The sequence below is a fragment of the Roseateles sp. FW305-36 genome, assembly GCF_058787015.1.
Genome location: NZ_JBYSZK010000008.1, coordinates 118,895 through 138,068 on the forward strand (window position 1 = coordinate 118,895; position 19,174 = coordinate 138,068).

Consider the following 19,174-nt stretch of genomic DNA (forward strand, 5'->3'; position numbering starts at 1 on the left):
CGTGGCCACGCTTGCCGAGCTCCGCCAGCAGTTCAAGGCGGGCAAGCAGACCCTGATCGACGGCTTCCTCGCCGCGCGGCCCACCCAGGCCGGCACGCAAAGCCTGCTGCGCAAGCTGGCCCGCCATGTCGACGACACCCTGCGCTCGCTGTGGGATGCCGCCGGCATGCCCGCCGGCGCCTGCCTGGCGGCCGTCGGCGGCTATGGCCGCGGCGAGCTGTTCCCACATTCAGATGTGGACGTGCTGGTGCTGCTGCCCGACGGCGTCGAGGCCTACCAGCCCGGTCCGGCCAAGTCGGCCATCGAAGGCTTCATCACCTCCTGCTGGGACGTGGGGCTGGAGATCGGCTCCTCGGTGCGCACCCTGGGCGAATGCCTGACCGAGTCGCAGGGCGACGTGACCATCCAGACCGCCCTGCTCGAAGCCCGCCCGCTGGCCGGCGACGTCAAGCTGTTCCGGCAGATGCACAAGCGCTTCATGCAGGCCATGGACCCCAAGGCCTTCTTCCGCGCCAAGACGCTGGAGAGCGTGCAGCGCCACACCAAGTTCGACGACACGCCCTACGCGCTGGAACCCAACTGCAAGGAAAGCCCCGGCGGCCTGCGCGACCTGCAGATGCTGATCTGGCTGGCCCGCTCGGCGGGCCTGGGCAAGACCTGGAAGGCCCTGGCCCAGCGCGGCCTCATCACACCCTTCGAGAGCAAGCAGCTGCAGCGCAACGAGGGTCAACTGAGGCTGATCCGCGCCCGCCTGCACGCCGTCGCCGGCCGCCGCGAAGACCGCCTCGTCTTCGACCTGCAGACCGCCGTGGCCCAGAGCTTCGGCTTCGAAGGCACCGGTGCCCAGCGCGCTTCCGAAGTGCTGATGCGGCGCTACTACTGGGCCGCCAAGGCGGTCACGCAGCTGCACCAGATCCTGCTGCTGAACCTGGAGGAGCAGATCAACGGCTCCCAGCAGGGCCTGCTGCGCCCCATCGAGGGCCAGCCGGACTTCCTGGACCGCGGCCGCATGCTGGAGGTCGCCAGCGACGACCTCTACCAGCGCGACCCGCATGCCATCCTGCGCACCTTCCTGATCTACCAGCAGACGCCCGGCATCAAGGGCCTGTCGGCGCGCACGCTGCGGGCCCTGTACAACGCCCGCGGCCTGATGGATGCGGCCTGGCGCCGCGACCCGGTCAACCGCGCGACCTTCATGACCATGCTGCGCCAGCATGAAGGCCAGACCCACGCCTTCCGGCTGATGAACCAGACCTCGGTGCTGGGCCGCTATCTGTGGGTCTTCCGCGCCATCGTCGGGCAGATGCAGCACGATCTCTTCCACGTCTACACCGTGGACCAGCACATCCTGATGGTGCTGCGCAATGTGAGGCGCTTCTTCATCCCCGAGCACGCCCACGAATACCCGTTCTGCTCCCAGCTCGCCGCGCAGTTCAGCGAGCCCGAGGTGCTCTACATCGCCGCCCTCTTCCACGACGTGGCCAAGGGCCGCGGCGGCGACCACTCGGAGCTGGGCGCCGTCGAGGTCAGGCGCTTCTGCCGCCAGCACGGCCTGGGCGCCGAGGACACCGCCATGTGCGTCTTCCTCGTCGAGCACCACCTGACGATGTCGCGCGTGGCCCAGAAGGAGGACCTGGCCGACCCCGAGGTCATCGCCGCCTTCGCCGCCAAGGTCGGCGACGTGCGCCGCTTGACGGCCCTCTATCTGCTGACCGTCGCCGACATCCGCGGCACCAGTCCCAAGGTCTGGAATGCCTGGAAGGGCAAGCTGCTGGAGGACCTGTTCCGCATCACGCTGCGGGCCCTGGGTGGCGCCAAGATCAATCTCGATGCCGAGATCGAGGCGCGCAAGGCCGAGGCCCGCCAGGACCTGGCCCTGCACTCCCAGTTGCCCGGCACCGAGGAGCCGCTGTGGAAGCGCCTGGCCGTCAGCTATTTCGCCCGCCACGACGGCGCCGAGCTGGCCTGGCATGCGCGCTCGCTGTGGCGGCATGTGGACACGCAGGTGCCCGTCGTGCGCGCCCGGCCCTCGCCCATCGGCGAAGGCCTGCAGGTGCTGGTCTATTCGCCCGACCAGCCCGATCTGTTCGCCCGCATCTGCGGCTATTTCGACAGCGCCGGCTTCAGCATCCTCGACGCCAAGGTGCACACCACGCGCAACGGCTATGCGCTGGACACCTTCCAGGTCATCCGCCCCGAGGCCGACGTGCACCACCGCGACCTCGTGCCCATGGTGGAGCAGAAGCTGGCCAGTGTGCTGCAGGCCGGCGGCCCGCTGCCGGAACCGCGCCGCGGGCGCCTCTCGCGCCGCGTCAAGAGCTTCCCCTACACGCCGCGCATCTCGCTGCGCCCGGACGAGCGCGCCACGGCCTGGCTGCTGACCATCTCCACCAGCGACCGCGCCGGCCTGCTCTACGCCATCGCCCGCGTGCTGGCGCGGCATGGCATCAATCTGCAGCTGGCCAAGATCTCGACGCTGGGCGAGCGCGTCGAAGACACCTTCCTCGTCGACGGCGCCGCGCTGCAGCACAACAAGGCCCAGCTGCAGATCGAGAGCGAATTGCTGGACGCGGTCTCGCTGCCCGCATGAGCTCAGCCGGCAGGTCGCAGCGCCAGCCGCTGGACGGCCAGCCAGGCCCGCGGCGCCTGGCCCACCCGGCTCGCAAAGGCGCGCGACAGGGCCGATGAACTGCCGTAGCCGGTGTCCAGCGCAATCCGCTTCAGCGCCTCGCCGCGCAGCAGGGCCTGCTTGGCCAGCTCGATGCGCCACTGCGCGAGATAGTCAGCCGGCGTTTCGCCCAGCACCTCATGGAAGCTCGCCGCGAAGCTGCTGCGCGACATGCCGGCCCGCCCGGCCAGGCCGTCCAGCGTCCAGGGCTCGGAAGGTTGTTCATGCATGGCGCTCAGGGCCTGCGCCAGCTTGGGATGCGCCAGGCCGGCAAGCAGGCCCGCGGGCAGCTCCGGCGCCCGGGCATCCTCCTGCATCCAGCGCAGCAGCTGGATCAGCAGCACCTCGAAGAGCCGGTCGGCCAGCACGCGCTGCCCCTGCATGATGCGCGAACCCTCGTCGAACAGCAGAGCCAGCGTGTGGCTGAGCATGGGCAGGCGGGCCAGCGGCACCGCCAGCACCGGCGGCAGGGCCCGGGCCAGCGGATGGGCCGCTCCGCCTTCGAAGCGAAGCTTGGCGCAGAACAGCTCGGAGCCGCGCTCCGAAGCCTGGATGAAGCCATGGGTCAGGGGTCGCGGGAAGAACAACAGCGTCGGTTCGTCCAGCGCGTGGCGCTGCGCGACGCCATCGGCGTCGGCATAGGTCATCACCATGCGGCCTTCGCGCAGTATGTGCACGAAGCCCACGCCACGCGACTCGTCATAGCGCGTGACGCCGCACACCGGCCCGGCCTGGAAGGTCATGGCCTGCACGCGCAAGCGATCCAGCACCTGGCCCAGCCCATCGGAACTCATGGCAGCAGCGGCCCTCGTGGACGTTGAGTCAACTCTTGTGGACTGTAGGACACCCAGGCCGCGCTGCCCCACGCCACAGTCGGGCATGCCCCCCGTGGCCTGAAGTTCCCGGAGTTCCCTTGAGTGCCTTCGTCCCCGCATCCAACCTGCCGCTGAGCTGGCTGCTGCTGCTCGCTTCGACGGGTCTGGTCAGCGCCATGCTCGGCCTCGCGCTGCGGCGCGAACGCCGCCGCAGCCGCTCCAACCGTGCCCGTCTGATGCAACTGGGCAGCCAACTCGAGCTGATGCACGCCGACCTGGCGCGGCGCCTGGACGACCAGACCGCCGGCCTGCGCGCCAAGGTGGCTGCGCTCGAGAGCTTCAATCGCGCCGTCGCCCATGACCTGCGCGGCCCGCTCTACGGCATCGAGGGCCTGGCGCGGCTGGCCCGCGAGGCCCTGCTCCGGAGCGACGCCCAGGCCGAGCGCATGCTGCAGACCATCGCCCACCAGGCCGCGACGACGCTGCAGCTGGTGGACGCACTGATGTGCCTGGCGCACGCCGCCGACGTGGCCCTGAAGCTCGAGAGCGTCGACAGCCAGCGCCTGGCCGAAGAGGTGGCCCAGCAGTTGGCCCTGACGTCGTCGCAGGGGCGGCGGGCCCTGCAGCTCGGCCCCCTGCCCCCGGTGCAAGCCGATGCCACGCTGCTGCGTCAGGTCTTCGTCAACCTGATCGGCAACGCGCTGAAGTTCACCCAGGGCTGCGCCATGCCACGCATTGAGGTGCAGGCCTGGAACGACGCCGGCCGCGTCGTCTTCCGCGTGCGGGACAACGGCATCGGCTTTTCGCCAAGCGAGGCCGAGCAACTGTTCAAGCCCTTCAAGCGCCTGGACGGCGGGCGCTTTGAGGGCAACGGGCTGGGCCTGTCCATCGTCAAGCAGATCGCCGAGCGCCACGGCGGCTCTGCCTGGGCCCAGGCCAATCCCGAGGGGGGCGCCAGCTTCCATTTCAGCCTGCCGCAGCAGCCGGCGCCCACCCAGGCACCGGTGCGCAGCGACATTCAGGAGAGCCACGATGCCTGACACCGCCATTCCCCGCCCCGGCAACGAAGCCGAACGCCTGTCGGCCCTGCAGCGCTACGGCATCCTGGACACGCCCAACGATCCGGATTTCGATTTCCTGACCGAGCTGGCCGCCCACGTCTGCGACGCACCGTATGCCTTCGTCGTCATGGTGGACGCCGAGCGTGTGTGGCTGAAATCCGCCGTAGGCCTGCGCGCCGGCAGCCAGCGTCCGCGCGACCAGGACTACTGCGCCTGGACCATCCTGGAGCCCGGCGGCCTGCATCTGCGCGACGTGCGCGCCGACCCGCGCACGGCGGTGCTGGCGCCGACGCTGGACATGGGCTATCGCATGTACAGCGGCATCAATCTGCATGTCGGCGACGGGCTGCACATCGGCACGCTGTGCGTGCTGGACAGCCAGCCGCGGGACCTCAGCGACACCCAGCGCGACCTGCTGCAGCGCCTGGGCCGGCAGGTGATGGCCCTCATCGAGCTGCGTGCCGCGCGGCGCGACCTGCAGCAGAAGGTCGCCGCGCTGGATCGCCTGTCGCGCCATGACGAGCTGACCGGGCTGTACAACCGCCGCGCGCTGGCACAGACCCTCGACCAGGAGCTGGCACGGGCCCGACGCTTCGGCAACCCGCTGTCGCTGATGCTGGTCGACGTCGATCATTTCAAGGGCATCAACGACGGTCACGGGCATGCCATGGGCGACGAGGTGCTGCGCCGCCTGGCCGCGGCGCTGGGCCGGCGCGCCCGCAGCATCGACGTGCTCGGGCGCTGGGGCGGCGAGGAGTTCATCGTCGTGATGCCGCAGACGACGCTGGACGGTGCCCTCGTGCTGGCCGAAGCCGCACGCCGCTGCGTGGCGGCACTGCAGATACCGGGCCTGGACCGGCGGCTCACCATCAGCTGCGGCGTCGCCAGCCTGGACGACTCGCTCGATGACGCCGCCGCGCTGACCGCCGCGGCCGACCAGGCGCTCTACGAGGCCAAGCGATCGGGCCGCAACCGGGTCATGGCGGCCCGGGACCGGCAGGCACTGGTCGCCTGAGCGCCGCGACCGGCTACTTGGCCGCGGCAGCAGCGATGCCGATCAGCGGCACCTGGCCATAGGTGGTGGTCGGCAGCACGCCGTTCCACTTGCCGATGGCGGCGCGCTGGTTCTCGATCTCGCGCAGCTTCAACAACTCGGGCGTCACCTGGGCGCGCTGCAGGGCCAGCGATTCCGCCTCGGCCTTGGCCTGGGTGATCTTCTGCTCGGCCTCGACGCGGATGCGCAGCAGGTCGCGCTCGGCGCGCAGCTTGTCCTGCTCGGCACCGACCTTGGCCTCGATGGCCTTGGAGAAGCTGTCCGAGAACTTGAAGTTGATGATGGCGAACTCGTCCAGCACCAGGCCATGGCGCTGCATCTTCTCGCGCAGCAGCGAAGAGATGGCCTCGCGCACATCGGTGCGGCGCGTGATCAGCTCCTCGGCCGTGAAGCGCGCCGTGACGGCCTTCATCGACTCCTGGGCCGCCGGCAGGATGATGCGGTCGGCGATGACATCGGTGCTGGGGCCGATGGCCTTGAAGGCCTGGGCAACCTGGTGGGGCTCGAGGTGGTAATTGATGGCGACGCGGGTGTGCACGGCCTGCAGGTCCTTGGACGCGGCATCGCCCTCGCCTTCGCTCTTCTGCACCCGGGTCTCGAGCAGATGAATCTTCTGTGCCAGCGGGAAGCGCAGATGGATGCCCTCGTCCAGCACATCGTCGCCGGGGCGGCCGAAGGTGGTCATGACGCCGCGCGAACCGGCCGGCACGATGCCATAGGGCGCCAGTGCCCACAGCACGGCCAGGACGGCGACCACCTGAATCAGGCGCGCGAGGCCGCTCGGGAAGCGGCTCGATTCAAAGCTCATGCAATCTCCCTGCTGTTGTGGCCCCGACTGTGCCAGCAAAAAGGAAGAGAACCGGTCAGCTCAGGTCGCCCGCCAGGCTCGCCAGCGTCTCCGGCGCGATCTGTAGATGCGCTGGGTAATGGGTGTGGTCGCAGCCGAGCTTGACGGCGGCGCCGGCCTTCACGGCCTCGCGCATGGCTGCGCTCAGCTCGAAGCGCACGAAGTGCACGGCCGAGGTCTTCTCCTCGTTCTCGCGGTCCAGGTCTTCATCGGCAATTGCATAGACCCGAACCTGGCCTTCCACCTCGATGAACATGCGGTCCTCGACGCCGATGAGGCGCGCCAGCTCGCGCTTGCGCTCGTTGGGGTCGGGGTATTCGATCAGCATCGTCGCCTTCCAGTTCGAGCCGTCCGGCACCAGGGGCGCATACGCGTCGATCTCGCCCTGGATGCCCTCTTCCTCGAAGATCTTCTCGATGCGCAGCATCTCCTGGATCTGATAGCGGATGGTGCGCTCGTCCTCGAACTGCAGGTTCAGGTGCTCGCCCAACTGCACGCTGCGCAGGCGACGGTGGGCGACGATGGCCGCCTTCTCGACTTTGCGGAACTTCGCATAGGCCTCGAGGGTCATCAGGCTGTCAATCGTGATGGTCATGGCAGTCCGTAAGCGGTGCGCATCAAAGTGAGCGGGTGCGCCACGGCCTTGGCCGGCGTGCCCGCCTGGGCCATGCCCTGGGCGATGTGGTGGCTGGCCAGGGCGCAGTCGCTGGCGATGACGTCGGGCTCGTCCTTGGCCATGGCCTTGAAGACGGGCTTGCCGATCTTCATGGCCACCGGGTGATACGGAGTCTTCACGCCATAGGTGCCGGCGTGGCCGGAACAGCGCTCGACGGTGTTGAGCTTGACCTCCACGCTCTGGCCGATGAGCTTGAACATCTCCTCGGTCTTGCGGCCTATCTTCTGCACGCGGCCATGGCAGGGCACGTGATATGACACTCTGCCCAGGGCCTGCTTGAAGTCGGTCTTCAAGAGGCCATCCTTGTGCCGCGCGACGAGGTATTCGAAGGGGTCCCACATCGCGTCCTGCACGAGCTTGACGTCTGCCTCGTCGGGGAACATCAGCGGCAGCTCCTGCTTGAACATCAGCGTGCAGCTCGGGATGGCCGACAGGATGGCGAAGCCATCCTTGGCATAGGGTGCCAGCACGGCAATGTTGGCGGTCTTGTGCTTCTCCACCGTCTCGAGGTCGCCCAGCTCCAGCTTGGGCATGCCGCAGCACTTTTCCTTCTCGACGATGACGTAGGGAATGGCGTTGTGGTCCAGCACCTTCAGCAGGTCGAAGCCGATGCCGGGCTCGTTGTAGTTGACGTAGCAGGTCGAGAAGATGGCCACCTTGCCCGGTGTGCGCTCGCCGTTCGTGACGACCTGGGCCGCCGCCTTGGGCGCGCTCCAGCGGAAGCGCTTGGACGCGAGTTCCGGCAGCCAGGCCTCGGGGTGCACACCGAGTTGCTCATCCATCAGCTTGCGCGCGAACTTGGTGCGGTTCACCGCGTTGACGGCCTGCACGACGATGGGGATGCCGGCGAACTGGCCGTGCACGTCGGTGGACGCCAGGAACTTCTCGCCGCCCTTGACCTCGCCCTTGCGGAACTTGATCGCCTTGGCGCGCAGCATGGTGTGGGGGAAGTCCAGGTTCCAAGGGTGCGGCGGCACGTAGGGACACTTGGTCATGTAGCAGAGGTCGCACAGATAGCACTGGTCGACGACCTTCCAGAAATCCTGCTTGTCCACGCCGTCCAGCTCACCCGTCCTGCCCTCGTCGACGAGGTCGAACAGCGTCGGGAAACTCTGGCACAGCGACACGCAGCGGCGGCAGCCATGGCAGATGTCGAAGATGCGCTCCATCTCGTGGAGGCATGCGGCCTCGTCGTTGAACTCCGGGCTTTTCCAGTCCAGCGCGTGTCGGGTCGGCGCTTCGAGGTTGCCTTCTTGGGTGCTCATCGCGTCTCCTGCGCAATCGTCTGGGCGCAGGGGCACGCGCAGACGATTGCGGCCGCCCCTGGGCAGCCGCTGAAACGGTCAATCGTCAATCCACCAGTGCGTCCAGCGCCTTCTGATAGCGGTTGGCATGCGAGCGCTCGGCCTTGGCCAGGGTCTCGAACCAGTCCGCGATCTCGTCGAAGCCCTCGTCGCGCGCCGTCTTGGCCATGCCGGGGTACATGTCGGTGTACTCGTGGGTCTCGCCGGCCACGGCGGCCTTCAGGTTGTCGCGCGTCGGGCCGATGGGCAGGCCGGTGGCCGGGTCGCCGACGGCTTCCAGGAATTCGAGGTGGCCGTGCGCGTGGCCGGTTTCACCTTCGGCCGTGGAGCGGAACAGCGCCGCCACATCGTTCTGTCCTTCGATGTCGGCCTTGTTCGCGAAATACAGGTAGCGGCGGTTGGCCTGGGATTCGCCGGCGAAGGCGTCCTTCAGGTTCTGCTCGGTCTTGGATCCTTTCAAGCTCATCGCAGTCTCCATTGGGGGCAAAACATGGACGCTACTCCTGGCCCGGCCTGAATCGCCAATCGATAGCTTCAATCCACCTCATAGCAGGCCGCTATACCAGCGCAGGCCGAGCAACTGCCGGGCGAACTGGTGGGAGCGCCCCTGGGGATCGGCCAGATCGTGCAGGATGGTGAAGTGGTTGCAGCCCGGCAAGGCCTCGCAGACCGGTACGGCTCGGGCGCCCCAGGCCGAGCGGATCAGCTGGTTCTGGCGATGGTATTCCTCGCTCTCCTGCTCTCCCACCAGGGCGAAGAGGGTTTGAGGCGCGGTCGGCGCCGGAAAGTGAACGGGGCTGAGCCGCCGCACGCTGGCGGCGTCCAGCTTCAGGTCGGCCTGCAGAAAGGGCACCTGGCACAGCGGCGCCAGGTCGTGCAGACCGGACACCGACATCGCGCCCTGCACCAGGCGCCGCGGCAGGTCGCGACCCACGCGTTTCCAGTCACAGCAGCTCAGCATGGCCGCCAGATGACCACCGGCCGAATGCCCGAGCAGCACGATGCGGCTGGGGTCGCCGCCATGCTCGGCCGCGTGTCGCCAGGCCCAGGCCACGGCTTCGGTCAGCTGCATGGCAATGCGCTCGATGCCGACCTCAGGGCAGAGATCGTAGTTGGGCACGACGACGATGGCGCCTTCGTCGGTGAAGCTGGCGGCCAGGAAGGCGTAGTCCGACTTGTCCAGCGAGCGCCAGTAGCCGCCGTGGATGACGATGAGGACCGGCGCGAAGCCGCCCCCCGAGGCGTGGTCGGGCATGAAGACGTCCAGCGTCTGCTTGGGGTCGGGTCCGTAGCGCAGGTCGAGCCGGCATCTGGCGCGCTCGCGCACCAGCGCCGAGGCCTGGGCCCAGCGTCCCAGGATGTCGGCGCTGTCGGGCACGCGTTGGCGGTTGTTGTACTGGGCCTCGAACCAGGCCGTGGGCTTGCGGGGCGTCATGGGCAACGACGATAGCAGCCACTTCCCGTGGCTATACTTTGCGCACCGCGTGGGGGGGTAGCTCAGCTGGGAGAGCGCCGCGTTCGCAATGCGGAGGTCGGGAGTTCGATCCTCCTCCTCTCCACCAACCGATCGTTCCGGACGGTCCCACGCCGCTCCAAGAAATCCAAAAAGCCCTTGAGAATCAACGCTCTGGGGCTTTTTTCTTTTTCTTACGGTCCCAGAACGACCCAGGCGATCCGAGATCACATTGCAGTAACTGGCGCAGTAACTCGAAAATTTCGACGTTCCCGCTGAAAAGTTACTGCATGGCGCAGCACCTCATCCCCTCCAACGCCACTATCAAGGCCATCAAGCCTGGCGATCCACGACAACGGCTCGGAGACGGCGCAGGCCTCTACCTCCTCCTGTTTGTCAAAGGCGGCTCGCACGGCTGGCGATTCGACTACTCGCTTGAAGGCAAGCGCAAGACGCTCAGCCTGGGCACCTACCCTGCCACGGGCCTCGCGCTTGCTCGCAAGCAAGCCGATGAAGCCAGAAACCTTGTTCGCCAAGGTGTCGACCCGAGCGATCGCAGGCAATCCAAAAAGGCTGAGGTCATCAAGCAACGCAAGCTTGCAGAACTGGCCGAGGCCGGCATTGCCCCCCCGGGGAGCTTTGAAGCCGTCGCCCGCGAATGGTTCGCCAAGAACGAGCCGACCTGGGCCGACTCGCACTCCGACAAGATCCTCCGCCGTTTGGAACGCGACGTCTTCCCCTGGATCGGGACGCGCGCCATCGGGTCGATCACACCAACCGAGCTGCTGACCATCTTGAAGCGCGTGGAAGAGCGCGGCGCCATCGAGACGACACATCGAGTTCAACAGAACTGCGGCCAAGTGTTCCGCTACGCCGTCGCAACGGGCCAGGCGGAGAGCGACCCCAGCCGCGACCTTCGCGGCGCACTGCCGGCATGGCGTCCGGAGCACTACCCGACCATCACGGACCCGCGGGAGGTTGGACAGTTGTTGCTGGACCTCGACAGTCATGGCGGTGGGCTGATCACCAGGTGCGCCCTGAAGTTGACGCCGCTCCTGTTCGTCCGCCCAGGCGAGCTTCGACGTGCCGAATGGTCCGAGTTCAACTTGGACAACGCCGAATGGCGCATACCGGCGGCGAAGATGAAGGGACGGACCCTGCACATCGTTCCCCTCGCGACCCAGGCCCTTGCCGTCTTGAAGGAACTCCAGCCCCTCACCGGAAGCGGAAAGTGGGTATTTCCTGGCAACAGAACCAATGGCGAGCCGATGAGCGAGAACACCGTCAATGCCGCGCTCCGGCGCCTTGGTTATGACCGCACGATGCTGACCGCACACGGCTTTCGCGGCATGGCTTCGACGATGCTCCATGAGCGTGGCTGGCCTTCGGATGTCATCGAGCGCCAGCTGTCCCACGCAGAGCGCAATGCGGTCAAGGCCGCGTACAACCACGCAGAGCATCTCCCAAAGCGAAAGGAAATGATGCAAGAGTGGGCCGACTCCCTACCAGCGGCAGCAACGGTAGCCAACACGCACGCAAAGTCCAGGACGCGCGGTTCAAGGGTGGCCCGACAGAGCGGTGGACATGCCGCTATCCGCTTCCAGCGCCAAGAGTGCCTTGGCCCAGCTGAGGGGAAGCTCGTCCCGGCGTAAGGTGAGCCGGCGGACTTGCAGTTCGGTCAGCAGGTGGCGGCTCGCTTGCATTGCCTCCAGGTGCAGGGGATCGGCAGCAAACAGCTCCCGGGCTTCAGGGCTTGCCCAGCTGGTCAGGGTCCAGGCTTGCGTGCCGAACACCTCACGCCGGATCGAGTGGCTAATAAGGCCGGGACGCCCCTCCAGCGCCGCATGGAGCCGGCGCGTGCCCTCGCTCACCGGACGCCACCATGCCCAACGCGGTGTGGATGTCGTTGGCTTCGTGCGCCACGTCTGACTGCCCGCCCGCGCGTCTCAGCGCGGCCAGAGACTGTTCGGCGAAGCGGCTTTGCGGATCCTTGGGATATGTGATGAAGGGGTCTGCATTCAGCTCCTGCGCACGCACCGCCGAGTAGCGCTCAAGCCTCGGCGGCCATGACCAGGGACCGCGTGTAGGCATGCTCGGCCCCGCCCTCGCAGAGGGTTTCGCGGCTCAGCGTCTCGACGATGCGGCCCTGCTGCATGACGGCCAGGCGGTCGCACAGGTGGGCGACGACGCCCAGGTCGTGGCTGACCAGCAAGTAGGTCAGGCCATGCTGCACCCGCAGCTCGGCCAGCAGGTTCAGGACTTCGGCCTGAACCGAGACATCGAGGGCCGAGGTCGGCTCGTCCAGCAGCAGCAGCGGCGGCTGGAGGATGAGGGCGCGGGCAATCGCGACGCGCTGACGCTGGCCGCCCGAGATCTGGTGGGGGTAGCGAAAACGAAAGGCCAGCGGCAGGCCAACCTGCTGCAGCAGCTCGTCGATGCGCTCGTCGATGCGATCCAGCCCGTGCACACGCAGCGGCTCGGCTAGGGCCGTGCGCACCGTGTGGCGCGGGTGCAGGGAACCGTAGGGATCCTGGAAGACCATCTGCGCGCGGCTGGCGTGAGCCAGGCTGCGCTCACCGCGGTAGGCCTGGCCGGCTATTGCCACCTCGCCGCGCCAGTGGTGGTATTGCCCGGCCAGGCAGCGCAGCACGGTGGTCTTGCCCGAGCCCGATTCGCCGACCAGGCCGAAAGCCTGGCCACGCGCCACGTCGAAGCTCACGCCGTGCAGCACCTGACGCGCCTCCTTGCCCTCGCCGAAGGACAGCTGCAGGTCCCGGACCGACAACATCGCCGTCATGCCGCGCTCCAGGCCGCGTCGCGTTGCAGCACCGGCAGCACGGCGCGGCGCCGCTGCAGGCTGGGCAGGGCCGCCATCAGGCCCTGCGTGTAGGGATGGGCCGCGTGGGCCAGGTCGGCCGCCGCCAGCGTCTCGACGACGCGGCCGGCATACAAGACCAGCACGCGGTCGCAGAAGCGCCGCACCAGGTTGAGGTCGTGGCTGATGAACAGCAGCGCCAGGCCCTGCTCGGCCACCAGTTCATCCAGCAGGCTCAGCACCTCCTGGCGCACGGACACGTCTAGCGCCGAGGTCGGCTCGTCGGCGATCAGCAGCTGCGGGCGCTGCGCCAGCATCATCGCGATCATGATGCGCTGGCCCATGCCGCCCGAGACCTCGTGCGGGTACTGGGCCGCCACGCGCCGCGGCTCGCGGATGCGCACCCGCGCCAGCAGCGCCTCGACCTGCTCGTCGCACTCGGCACGCGACAGCTTGGCGCCACGCTGCACCGCCTCGCCGATCTGCCGGCCAATGCTCATGACCGGGTTCAGCGAGTACTTGGGGTCCTGCATGATCATCGACAGGCGGCGGCCGCGCAGGGCTGCCATGTCGCGCTCGCCGGCCTGCAGCAGGTCGATGCCGTCGAACTGCAGGCGCTCGGCGCTGATGCGGGCCTGGCGCGGCAGCAGTTTGAGCAGCGCGCGGCCGACGGTGGTCTTGCCTGAGCCCGACTCGCCGACGACCGCGAGCTTCTCGCGGCCGAGGCTGAAGGACACGCCGTGCACCACCGGCACCGGCGCGGCGGGCGTGCCATAGGCCACTTGCAGGCCCTGCACCTGCAGCAAGGGTTGGGGTTGGGTCGTCATGAGGCTTGGCGCGGGTCGAGGGCGTCGTTGAGGCCGTCGCCCAGCAGGTTGAAGGCCATGCTGACGGCCAGGATGGCGGCGCCCGGCGCGGCCACGGTCCACCAGCTGTCCAGCATGTAGCGGCGGCCTTCCGAGATCATCGAACCCCATTCCGGCAGCGGCGGCTGGGCACCCAGGCCGAGGAAGCCCAGGCCGGCGGCCGTCAGCACGACCGAGGCCATGTTCATCGTCAGCCGCACCAGCACCGAGGGCATGCACAGCGGCGCCAGATGCCGGCACAGCACGCGCAGATGCGAGGCGCCCTGCAGTTGCGCGGCAACGATGAAGTCGGCGTTGCGCAGCGTCATGGCCTCGGCGCGGGCCAGGCGGGCAATGGGCGGCCAGGCGGTCAGCGCGATGGCCAGCACCGCATGGTCAAGCCCCGGACCCAGCGCCGCGACGAAGGCCAGCGCCAGCACCAGACTGGGGAAGGACAGGAAGACGTCGGCCACGCGCATGCAGACCATGTCGACCCGCCCGCCGAAGTAGCCCGACACCACGCCTATGCCCATGCCCAGCGGGCCGACGACGACGGTGACCAGCGCGACGATGAAGAGCGTGATGCGGGTGCCGTGCACGAGGCGGCTGAAGACGTCGCGGCCGAACTCGTCGGTGCCGAACCAATGCGCCGGGCTGGGCGGCAGCAGCGCGGCGGCAAGGTCCTGGCGCAGCGGGTCGTGGCTGGCGATCCAGGGCGCGAACAGGGCCACGGCCACCAGCACCGCGATGACGGCCACGCCGGCGGCGGTCAGTGGGTTGGCCAGCAGCTTGCGCGCGCTGGCGCCGGTCTCGCGGCGCCAGGCCTGCCAGGCACCCAGGGGAGTGGCGGATGTGCTCATGAGCGGGCTCTCGGGTCAAACACGCGGTAGAGGGCGTCGGCGGTCAGGTTCAGTGCGACGAAGAGCAGGCCGATGACGAGCACCGAGCCCATCACCGCGTTCATGTCGCCCAGCAGCAGGCTGCCGGTCAGGTAGCTGCCAAAGCCCGGCCAGCCGAACACGGTCTCGACGAGAACGGCACCCTCCAGCAGGCCGCCGTAGGCCAGCGCCAGGATGGTCAGCAGCTGCACGCGGATGTTCAGGAAGGCATGGCCCCAGACGACCTGGCGGCGGCTCAGGCCCTTGACGCGCGCCGTGGTGATGTATTCCTGGCTGAGCTGGGCCAGCATGAAGCTGCGCGTCATGCGGCTGAGATAGGCCATGGAGTGCAGGCCCAGCACGCAGGCGGGCAGCAGCAGATGGCTCAGTGCGCTGCGGAAGGCCGGCGTGTCACCGGCCAGCAGCGTGTCGACCAGCATCAGGCCGGTGACGCGCGGGATGGCGCCCTCGAACGACAGGCCGATGCGGCCGATGCCACCGGCCCAGCCGAGCCAGGCGTAGAAGACCAGCAGGCCCATCATGCCGAACCAGAACACCGGCGTGGAGTGGCCGAGCAGGCCCAGCACGCGGGCGAGGTGGTCGGGCCAGCGCTTGTGGTTGCTGGCCGCCCAGACGCCCAGCGGCACGCCCAGCAGCGCGCCGAGCAGGATGGCCAGCGTGGCCAGCTCGACGGTGGCGGGCAGCACGCGCGCCAGGTCTTCGGTGACGGGGCGGCCGGTCAGCAGCGCGCGGCCGAGGTCGCCCTGCACCAGGTCGCCCAGATAGCGGCCGAACTGCGTCCACAGCGGCCGGTCCAGGCCGAGCTGGCGATAGACCTGCTCGTAGGTGGCGCGGTCGGCATCGGGGCCGACGATGGCCAGCACCGGGTCCAGCGGCATCACGCGGCCGATCATGAAGGTCAGCAGCAGCAGGCCGAGCAGAGCCAGAACCGCGCTCGTGCCGCCGCGTATCCAGCGCTTGGTCATGGCCGGCTCTCCTTGTAGACCTCGCGCAGCCGCGTCGCGCCGCTGGGGTGGCCGTGATAGCCGTGAACGGTACGGCGCAGCACCTGGGTGTCGAGCATCTGGGCAATGGGCTGGATGGCACCGACTTGCGCGTCGAAGCGCTGCTGGGCCTGGCGGTAGAGGGCAGTCTGCTCGGTGGCGTCGGGCGTCAGCAGGGCCTGTTCGATGAGGCGGTTGAGCTCGGCGTCGGCATAGCCGGTGCGCCAGCCCTGGAAGTTGCTGAGCTTGGCGCTGTCGCGGTTGTCGGGGTTGTAGACCAGGGCGCGCAGGCTGGAGTGGGGGTGGGCCTCGGCACCGCCGCCGCCGCGGCCGACGACGATCTCGAAGCTGCGCTCGCGCATCGAGCCATAGACCTGGTTGCCGGTGCCCGGCAGGATGCTGGCGCGAATGCCCGCCTGGGCCAGCGTGGCCTGCAGGCTGGTGGCGATGCCCGTGAAAGGCGCCTCGGCAACGACGCGGATGGTCGTGTCGAAGCCATCGGCCAGGCCGGCCTGGGCCAGCAGGCGGCGCCCGGCCGCGGGGTCGAAGGCATAGCCGGGCTGGGGCAGCGAGGCCGGTAGGCCGGGCGGCACGGGCCGCATCTGCAGCTCGCCATAGAAGGGCAGCACGCCGCTGGCGACGCCCTGGAAGTCGATCAGGTGGCGCAGCACCGCGCGGCGCACGCGCTCGTCGGCATAGCGCGGGTGGCGGGCGTTGACGGCCACGTAATACATCGTCGAGCGGCGCACCTCCTCGACGACGAGGTCGGGCCGTTTCGCCAGCGCGCGCACATCGGGCGCCGACATGCCGCCGGCGACGTCGAGGTCGCCGCGCATCAGCATCAGGCGCAGCGTCTGCGACTCCGTCATGTGGCGGAACACAACTCGGCGCAGCCTGGCGGCAGGCTGCCAGTAGTTGGCCGAGCGGCGCATCGTCAGCAGCTCCTTGGGGCGCCACTCCTCCAGCTCGAAGGCGCCGGAGCCGGCGGCATGCGTGGTCAGCCAGGCATGGCCGAGGTCGCCGCGCTGCTCGTGGGCGAGCGCGGTGTCGCGGTCGATCACATAGCCGCTCATGGAGGTGGCCAGCGTCATCAGCACCAGCGTCGGGTCGGTGGCCTGCGGCAGGTCCAGCACCAGCGTCTGCGCGTCTTCGGCGCGGATGTGGGTGGCGGCGTTGGCGGCCGTGTAGCCATAGCTCTTCCAGACCGAGGCCAGGGCCAGGTTGAGCGTCAGCACGCGCTGCAGCGACCAGGCCGCATGCACAGCCGTCAGCGGCCGGCCGCTGGCAAAGCGCAGGCCGGCGCGCAGCTTCAGCGTGATGCGCCGGCCGCCCTCGCCCACCTGCCAGGACTCGGCCAGGCTGGCGCGCAGCCGGGTGGGGTCGGCGGCGTCGACCTCGAGCAGGCTGTCGTAGAGGTTGCAGGCCACGGTGGCCGCGTCCAGGCCGGTGGCGGCGGCGGGGTCGAGCGAGAGCAGGTTGTTCATGCTCATGCCGACCAGCAACTGGTCGTCGGGTGAATCGGCGCGCGTCACGCCGCAGGCCCCGGCGTACAGCGCGGGAAGCGCGAGCAGTTGACGGCGGCGCAATGGCCACGAGGATGCCGGGAACATGGCTGCGTTCAGTAGGTGGCGACGGTGTGCTTCGAGATGTAGTCGAAGTTGATGTCCTCGCCGAGGCCCGGCGCCTGCGGCAGCGACACGAACCCCTCAGCATCCATCGGGTCGACGAGGGCGTTCATATAAGCCGGCACCTCCTCGTAGTCGAGGAAGGGGTGCAGCAGGCCGCGCTCGTACCAGCGGCAGTTGCGGATGGCCCCGCAGACGGCCAGGTTGGGCGCGCCGTTGCCATGCACCTCGCAGTTCATGCCGAAGGACTCGGCCAGGTGGGCCACCTTCATCGTCGGGCCGATGCCGCCGCAACCGGTGACACCGGCACGCAGGATGTCGCTGGCGCCGGCAGTGACCCATTCGGCGCGGGCGTAATGCTTGCCCGACAGGCTCTCGGGGCCGAGGATGGGCACGTCGAGCTGACCGGCCAGCCAGGCGTAGGACGCCGTGCTCTGCTCGTTCATCATCTCCTCGAACCAGGCGAAGTTGAGCTCCTCCAGCGCGCGGCCGATGCGCAGTGCGTCGGTGCGGCTGTACTCGTGATAGCCGTCGAGCATCAGCTCGATGTCGGGGCCGACGGCCTCGCGCACGGCGGTGCAGGCCTTGATGTCCATGCCCGGGTTGGGCGCAAAGGACACGGGCGGCATCCAGGTGTGCAGCTTGATGGCCTTGTAGCCGCGCGCCACCAGCTTCAGCGCGAAGTCACCGTATTCCTCGGGCGTCGACAACCCACCGGCCAGTTCGTCGCCGCACATGGTGCTGCCATAGGCCGGCACCTTGTCGCGGTAGCCGCCGAGCAGCTGGTAGACCGGCTTGCCCAGCGTGCGGCCGATCAGGTCCCACAGCGCGCTGTCCACCGCGCCGAGGGCCCGGTCAGTCAACTGGCCGGCGCTGCCGCGCTGCCAATGCTCCAGCTCGCACCACAGCTTCTCGCGGTGCATCGCGTCGCCACCGACCAGCACGCGGCGCACGAACTGGTTCAGCACATGGGGCCGCACGACCTGCGGCGGCGCAAAGCAATGGCCCTCGACGCCATCGGTGCTGCGGATGCTCAGCAGCGCCAGATTGGCCGTGCCCAGAGGCCCGGGGTGGGAGTGGCCGGCGGCGTCCACCGAGCGGCGCGTCGGGTGGGTGAACTCAACAGCCCGGACGCTTTCGATCTTGATCATTTCCCGTCTTTCTCATCAGTCGTCTGATGATTAGTAGTGTATACGAGTCGGCTCAAATTGCAGCAGCCAGGGCGACAATCGAGTCATTCTCAGGGTTTTCGATAGTCATTTCCGCTCCTCCAGTCCTATACTGACATCAGTCGTCTGATGACTTGAAGCAAAACATCAACATATCGTGAGCACCGCCAACTCCCCCACCGGACGCCCCGCCAGCCTGTCGCAACGCGTCGTTGAAGCGCTCTCGGAGCGCATCAACGGCGGCACGCTCAAGCCGGGGGACCGCATCCCGACCGAGCCGCTGCTGATGCAGGAGTTCGGCGTCAGCCGCAGCGTCGTGCGCGAGGCCATCTCGCGGCTGCAGGCGGGCGGCCTGCTGCGCACCCAGCAAGGCATAGGCAGCTTCGTGCTGGCACCCAAGATCGACAGCCCGCTGCTGCAGGCCGTGGCGCCGTCCGAGCTCAAGCTGCAGCAGAAGCTCGCCATGCTGGAGCTGCGTCTGAGCCTGGAGCCCGAGGCTGCCGCGCTGGCCGCCCAGCGCCGCACGCCTGAGCAACTGGCCGCGATGGAGCGCGCGCTGAAGGACTTCGACATCCAGCGCAGCACCGGCGAGGCCACGGCCGAGGCCGATTTCCGCTTTCACGAGCTGCTGGCCCAGGCCACCGGCAACGAGTACTTCGCCCATGTGCTGCGCTCCCTGGGCAGCGGCACCATCCCGCGCCAGTCGGCGGCCGCACCGCGCCGCAGCCGCGCGGCCACGCCGGCCCGCTTCGGCGAGCCCTCACCCGAATTGCGTCAAGGCAAAGACATCACGGCCCAGGAGCACCACGCCGTGCTCGAGGCCATCCATCGCGGCGATGCCGCAGCGGCTCGCGCGGCCATGTTCATGCACCTGAACAACAGCCGTGAGCGCATGAAGAACGCCAGCCGCTGAGCCTGTGCTCGGCGCTGACGCTCCTCAAGACACCACATCCTTACGGA

Annotated in this window: 18 protein-coding genes and 1 tRNA gene; 6 read left to right on the forward strand and 13 right to left on the reverse strand. The window is 68.5% G+C overall.

What is annotated here, in order from left to right:
* Window position 1: 1 nt before the first annotated feature.
* Complete coding sequence (locus tag AC3WOE_RS16265) at window positions 2-2,590, forward strand: [protein-PII] uridylyltransferase (RefSeq protein WP_492691845.1); 2,589 nt, start codon at window positions 2-4, stop codon at window positions 2,588-2,590.
* A 2-nt stretch (window positions 2,591-2,592) separates the two neighbouring features.
* Here AC3WOE_RS16265 and AC3WOE_RS16270 read toward each other — a convergent pair whose 3' ends face one another.
* Complete coding sequence (locus AC3WOE_RS16270) at window positions 2,593-3,462, reverse strand: AraC family transcriptional regulator (RefSeq protein ID WP_492691846.1); 870 nt, start codon at window positions 3,460-3,462, stop codon at window positions 2,593-2,595.
* A gap of 119 nt (window positions 3,463-3,581) precedes the next feature.
* On the opposite strand from AC3WOE_RS16270, the gene AC3WOE_RS16275 reads away from it, so the two are divergent.
* Window positions 3,582-4,523, forward strand: a complete 942-nt coding sequence (locus tag AC3WOE_RS16275; RefSeq protein WP_492691848.1) for a sensor histidine kinase — start codon at window positions 3,582-3,584, stop codon at window positions 4,521-4,523.
* Window positions 4,516-5,559, forward strand: a complete 1,044-nt coding sequence (locus tag AC3WOE_RS16280) for a sensor domain-containing diguanylate cyclase (protein ID WP_492691850.1) — start codon at window positions 4,516-4,518, stop codon at window positions 5,557-5,559. Before AC3WOE_RS16275 ends, AC3WOE_RS16280 begins: the two co-directional genes overlap by 8 nt.
* Before the next feature lie 13 nt (window positions 5,560-5,572).
* On the opposite strand, the gene AC3WOE_RS16285 is transcribed toward AC3WOE_RS16280, so the two are convergent.
* The 5 genes from AC3WOE_RS16285 to AC3WOE_RS16305 all read right to left on the reverse strand — a co-directional run bounded on the left by AC3WOE_RS16285 (window position 5,573) and on the right by AC3WOE_RS16305 (window position 9,860).
* Window positions 5,573-6,406, reverse strand: a complete 834-nt coding sequence (locus AC3WOE_RS16285) for a prohibitin family protein (RefSeq protein WP_492691851.1) — start codon at window positions 6,404-6,406, stop codon at window positions 5,573-5,575.
* Between the two features lie 55 nt (window positions 6,407-6,461).
* On the reverse strand, window positions 6,462-7,040 hold the full coding sequence (locus tag AC3WOE_RS16290) for a DUF3501 family protein (protein ID WP_492691853.1): 579 nt from the start codon (window positions 7,038-7,040) through the stop codon (window positions 6,462-6,464).
* Window positions 7,037-8,386: a (Fe-S)-binding protein gene (locus AC3WOE_RS16295; protein ID WP_492691855.1), complete on the reverse strand. Its 1,350-nt coding sequence runs from the start codon at window positions 8,384-8,386 to the stop codon at window positions 7,037-7,039. Before AC3WOE_RS16295 ends, AC3WOE_RS16290 begins: the two co-directional genes overlap by 4 nt.
* Before the next feature lie 85 nt (window positions 8,387-8,471).
* Entirely contained in the window at window positions 8,472-8,891 is a 420-nt protein-coding gene (locus AC3WOE_RS16300) for a rubrerythrin family protein (protein WP_132569926.1), read from the reverse strand.
* Window positions 8,892-8,969: 78 nt separating this feature from the next.
* Entirely contained in the window at window positions 8,970-9,860 is an 891-nt protein-coding gene (locus tag AC3WOE_RS16305; protein WP_492691857.1) for an alpha/beta hydrolase, read from the reverse strand.
* 51 nt (window positions 9,861-9,911) lie between these two features.
* Here AC3WOE_RS16305 and AC3WOE_RS16310 point away from each other — a divergent pair.
* Window positions 9,912-9,987 (forward strand) — tRNA-Ala (locus AC3WOE_RS16310).
* Window positions 9,988-10,168: 181 nt separating this feature from the next.
* Entirely contained in the window at window positions 10,169-11,530 is a 1,362-nt protein-coding gene (locus AC3WOE_RS16315; protein ID WP_492691859.1) for a tyrosine-type recombinase/integrase, read from the forward strand.
* 160 nt (window positions 11,531-11,690) lie between these two features.
* On the opposite strand, the gene AC3WOE_RS16320 is transcribed toward AC3WOE_RS16315, so the two are convergent.
* The 7 genes from AC3WOE_RS16320 to AC3WOE_RS16350 are packed head-to-tail and all read right to left on the reverse strand — an operon-like array spanning window position 11,691 to window position 18,196.
* Entirely contained in the window at window positions 11,691-11,969 is a 279-nt protein-coding gene (locus AC3WOE_RS16320; RefSeq protein ID WP_492691861.1) for a LysR substrate-binding domain-containing protein, read from the reverse strand.
* Entirely contained in the window at window positions 11,929-12,666 is a 738-nt protein-coding gene (locus AC3WOE_RS16325; RefSeq protein ID WP_492692114.1) for an ABC transporter ATP-binding protein, read from the reverse strand. Before AC3WOE_RS16325 ends, AC3WOE_RS16320 begins: the two co-directional genes overlap by 41 nt.
* A 5-nt stretch (window positions 12,667-12,671) precedes the next feature.
* Window positions 12,672-13,520: an ABC transporter ATP-binding protein gene (locus AC3WOE_RS16330; protein ID WP_492691863.1), complete on the reverse strand. Its 849-nt coding sequence runs from the start codon at window positions 13,518-13,520 to the stop codon at window positions 12,672-12,674.
* The gene (locus AC3WOE_RS16335; protein ID WP_492691864.1) at window positions 13,517-14,398 is read right to left on the reverse strand and encodes an ABC transporter permease; all 882 of its coding nucleotides are present in this window, start codon (window positions 14,396-14,398) and stop codon (window positions 13,517-13,519) included. The genes AC3WOE_RS16330 and AC3WOE_RS16335 overlap by 4 nt, the downstream gene beginning before the upstream one ends.
* Window positions 14,395-15,402 carry an ABC transporter permease gene (locus AC3WOE_RS16340; RefSeq protein WP_492691865.1) on the reverse strand — a complete coding sequence of 336 codons (1,008 nt, stop codon included), beginning with the start codon at window positions 15,400-15,402 and terminating at the stop codon, window positions 14,395-14,397. Before AC3WOE_RS16340 ends, AC3WOE_RS16335 begins: the two co-directional genes overlap by 4 nt.
* Entirely contained in the window at window positions 15,399-17,006 is a 1,608-nt protein-coding gene (locus AC3WOE_RS16345) for an ABC transporter substrate-binding protein (protein ID WP_492691867.1), read from the reverse strand. The genes AC3WOE_RS16340 and AC3WOE_RS16345 overlap by 4 nt, the downstream gene beginning before the upstream one ends.
* A gap of 32 nt (window positions 17,007-17,038) precedes the next feature.
* Entirely contained in the window at window positions 17,039-18,196 is a 1,158-nt protein-coding gene (locus tag AC3WOE_RS16350; RefSeq protein WP_492691869.1) for a mandelate racemase family protein, read from the reverse strand.
* Window positions 18,197-18,371: 175 nt separating this feature from the next.
* Between AC3WOE_RS16350 and AC3WOE_RS16355 the strand changes: the two genes are divergently transcribed.
* Window positions 18,372-19,127, forward strand: a complete 756-nt coding sequence (locus tag AC3WOE_RS16355; protein ID WP_492691871.1) for a FadR/GntR family transcriptional regulator — start codon at window positions 18,372-18,374, stop codon at window positions 19,125-19,127.
* The last annotated feature ends 47 nt before the right edge of the window (window positions 19,128-19,174 follow it).

Coding starts and splice junctions, on each gene's coding strand:
- AC3WOE_RS16320 (WP_492691861.1), bottom strand. CDS start 11,969: ATGCCTACACGCGGTCCCTGGTCATGGCCGCCGAGGCTTGAGCGCTAC.
- AC3WOE_RS16305 (WP_492691857.1), bottom strand. CDS start 9,860: ATGACGCCCCGCAAGCCCACGGCCTGGTTCGAGGCCCAGTACAACAAC.
- AC3WOE_RS16325 (WP_492692114.1), bottom strand. CDS start 12,666: ATGTTGTCGGTCCGGGACCTGCAGCTGTCCTTCGGCGAGGGCAAGGAG.
- AC3WOE_RS16295 (WP_492691855.1), bottom strand. CDS start 8,386: ATGAGCACCCAAGAAGGCAACCTCGAAGCGCCGACCCGACACGCGCTG.
- AC3WOE_RS16330 (WP_492691863.1), bottom strand. CDS start 13,520: ATGACGACCCAACCCCAACCCTTGCTGCAGGTGCAGGGCCTGCAAGTG.
- AC3WOE_RS16340 (WP_492691865.1), bottom strand. CDS start 15,402: ATGACCAAGCGCTGGATACGCGGCGGCACGAGCGCGGTTCTGGCTCTG.
- AC3WOE_RS16300 (WP_132569926.1), bottom strand. CDS start 8,891: ATGAGCTTGAAAGGATCCAAGACCGAGCAGAACCTGAAGGACGCCTTC.
- AC3WOE_RS16350 (WP_492691869.1), bottom strand. CDS start 18,196: ATGATCAAGATCGAAAGCGTCCGGGCTGTTGAGTTCACCCACCCGACG.
- AC3WOE_RS16315 (WP_492691859.1), top strand. CDS start 10,169: ATGGCGCAGCACCTCATCCCCTCCAACGCCACTATCAAGGCCATCAAG.
- AC3WOE_RS16270 (WP_492691846.1), bottom strand. CDS start 3,462: ATGAGTTCCGATGGGCTGGGCCAGGTGCTGGATCGCTTGCGCGTGCAG.
- AC3WOE_RS16335 (WP_492691864.1), bottom strand. CDS start 14,398: ATGAGCACATCCGCCACTCCCCTGGGTGCCTGGCAGGCCTGGCGCCGC.
- AC3WOE_RS16285 (WP_492691851.1), bottom strand. CDS start 6,406: ATGAGCTTTGAATCGAGCCGCTTCCCGAGCGGCCTCGCGCGCCTGATT.
- AC3WOE_RS16290 (WP_492691853.1), bottom strand. CDS start 7,040: ATGACCATCACGATTGACAGCCTGATGACCCTCGAGGCCTATGCGAAG.
- AC3WOE_RS16280 (WP_492691850.1), top strand. CDS start 4,516: ATGCCTGACACCGCCATTCCCCGCCCCGGCAACGAAGCCGAACGCCTG.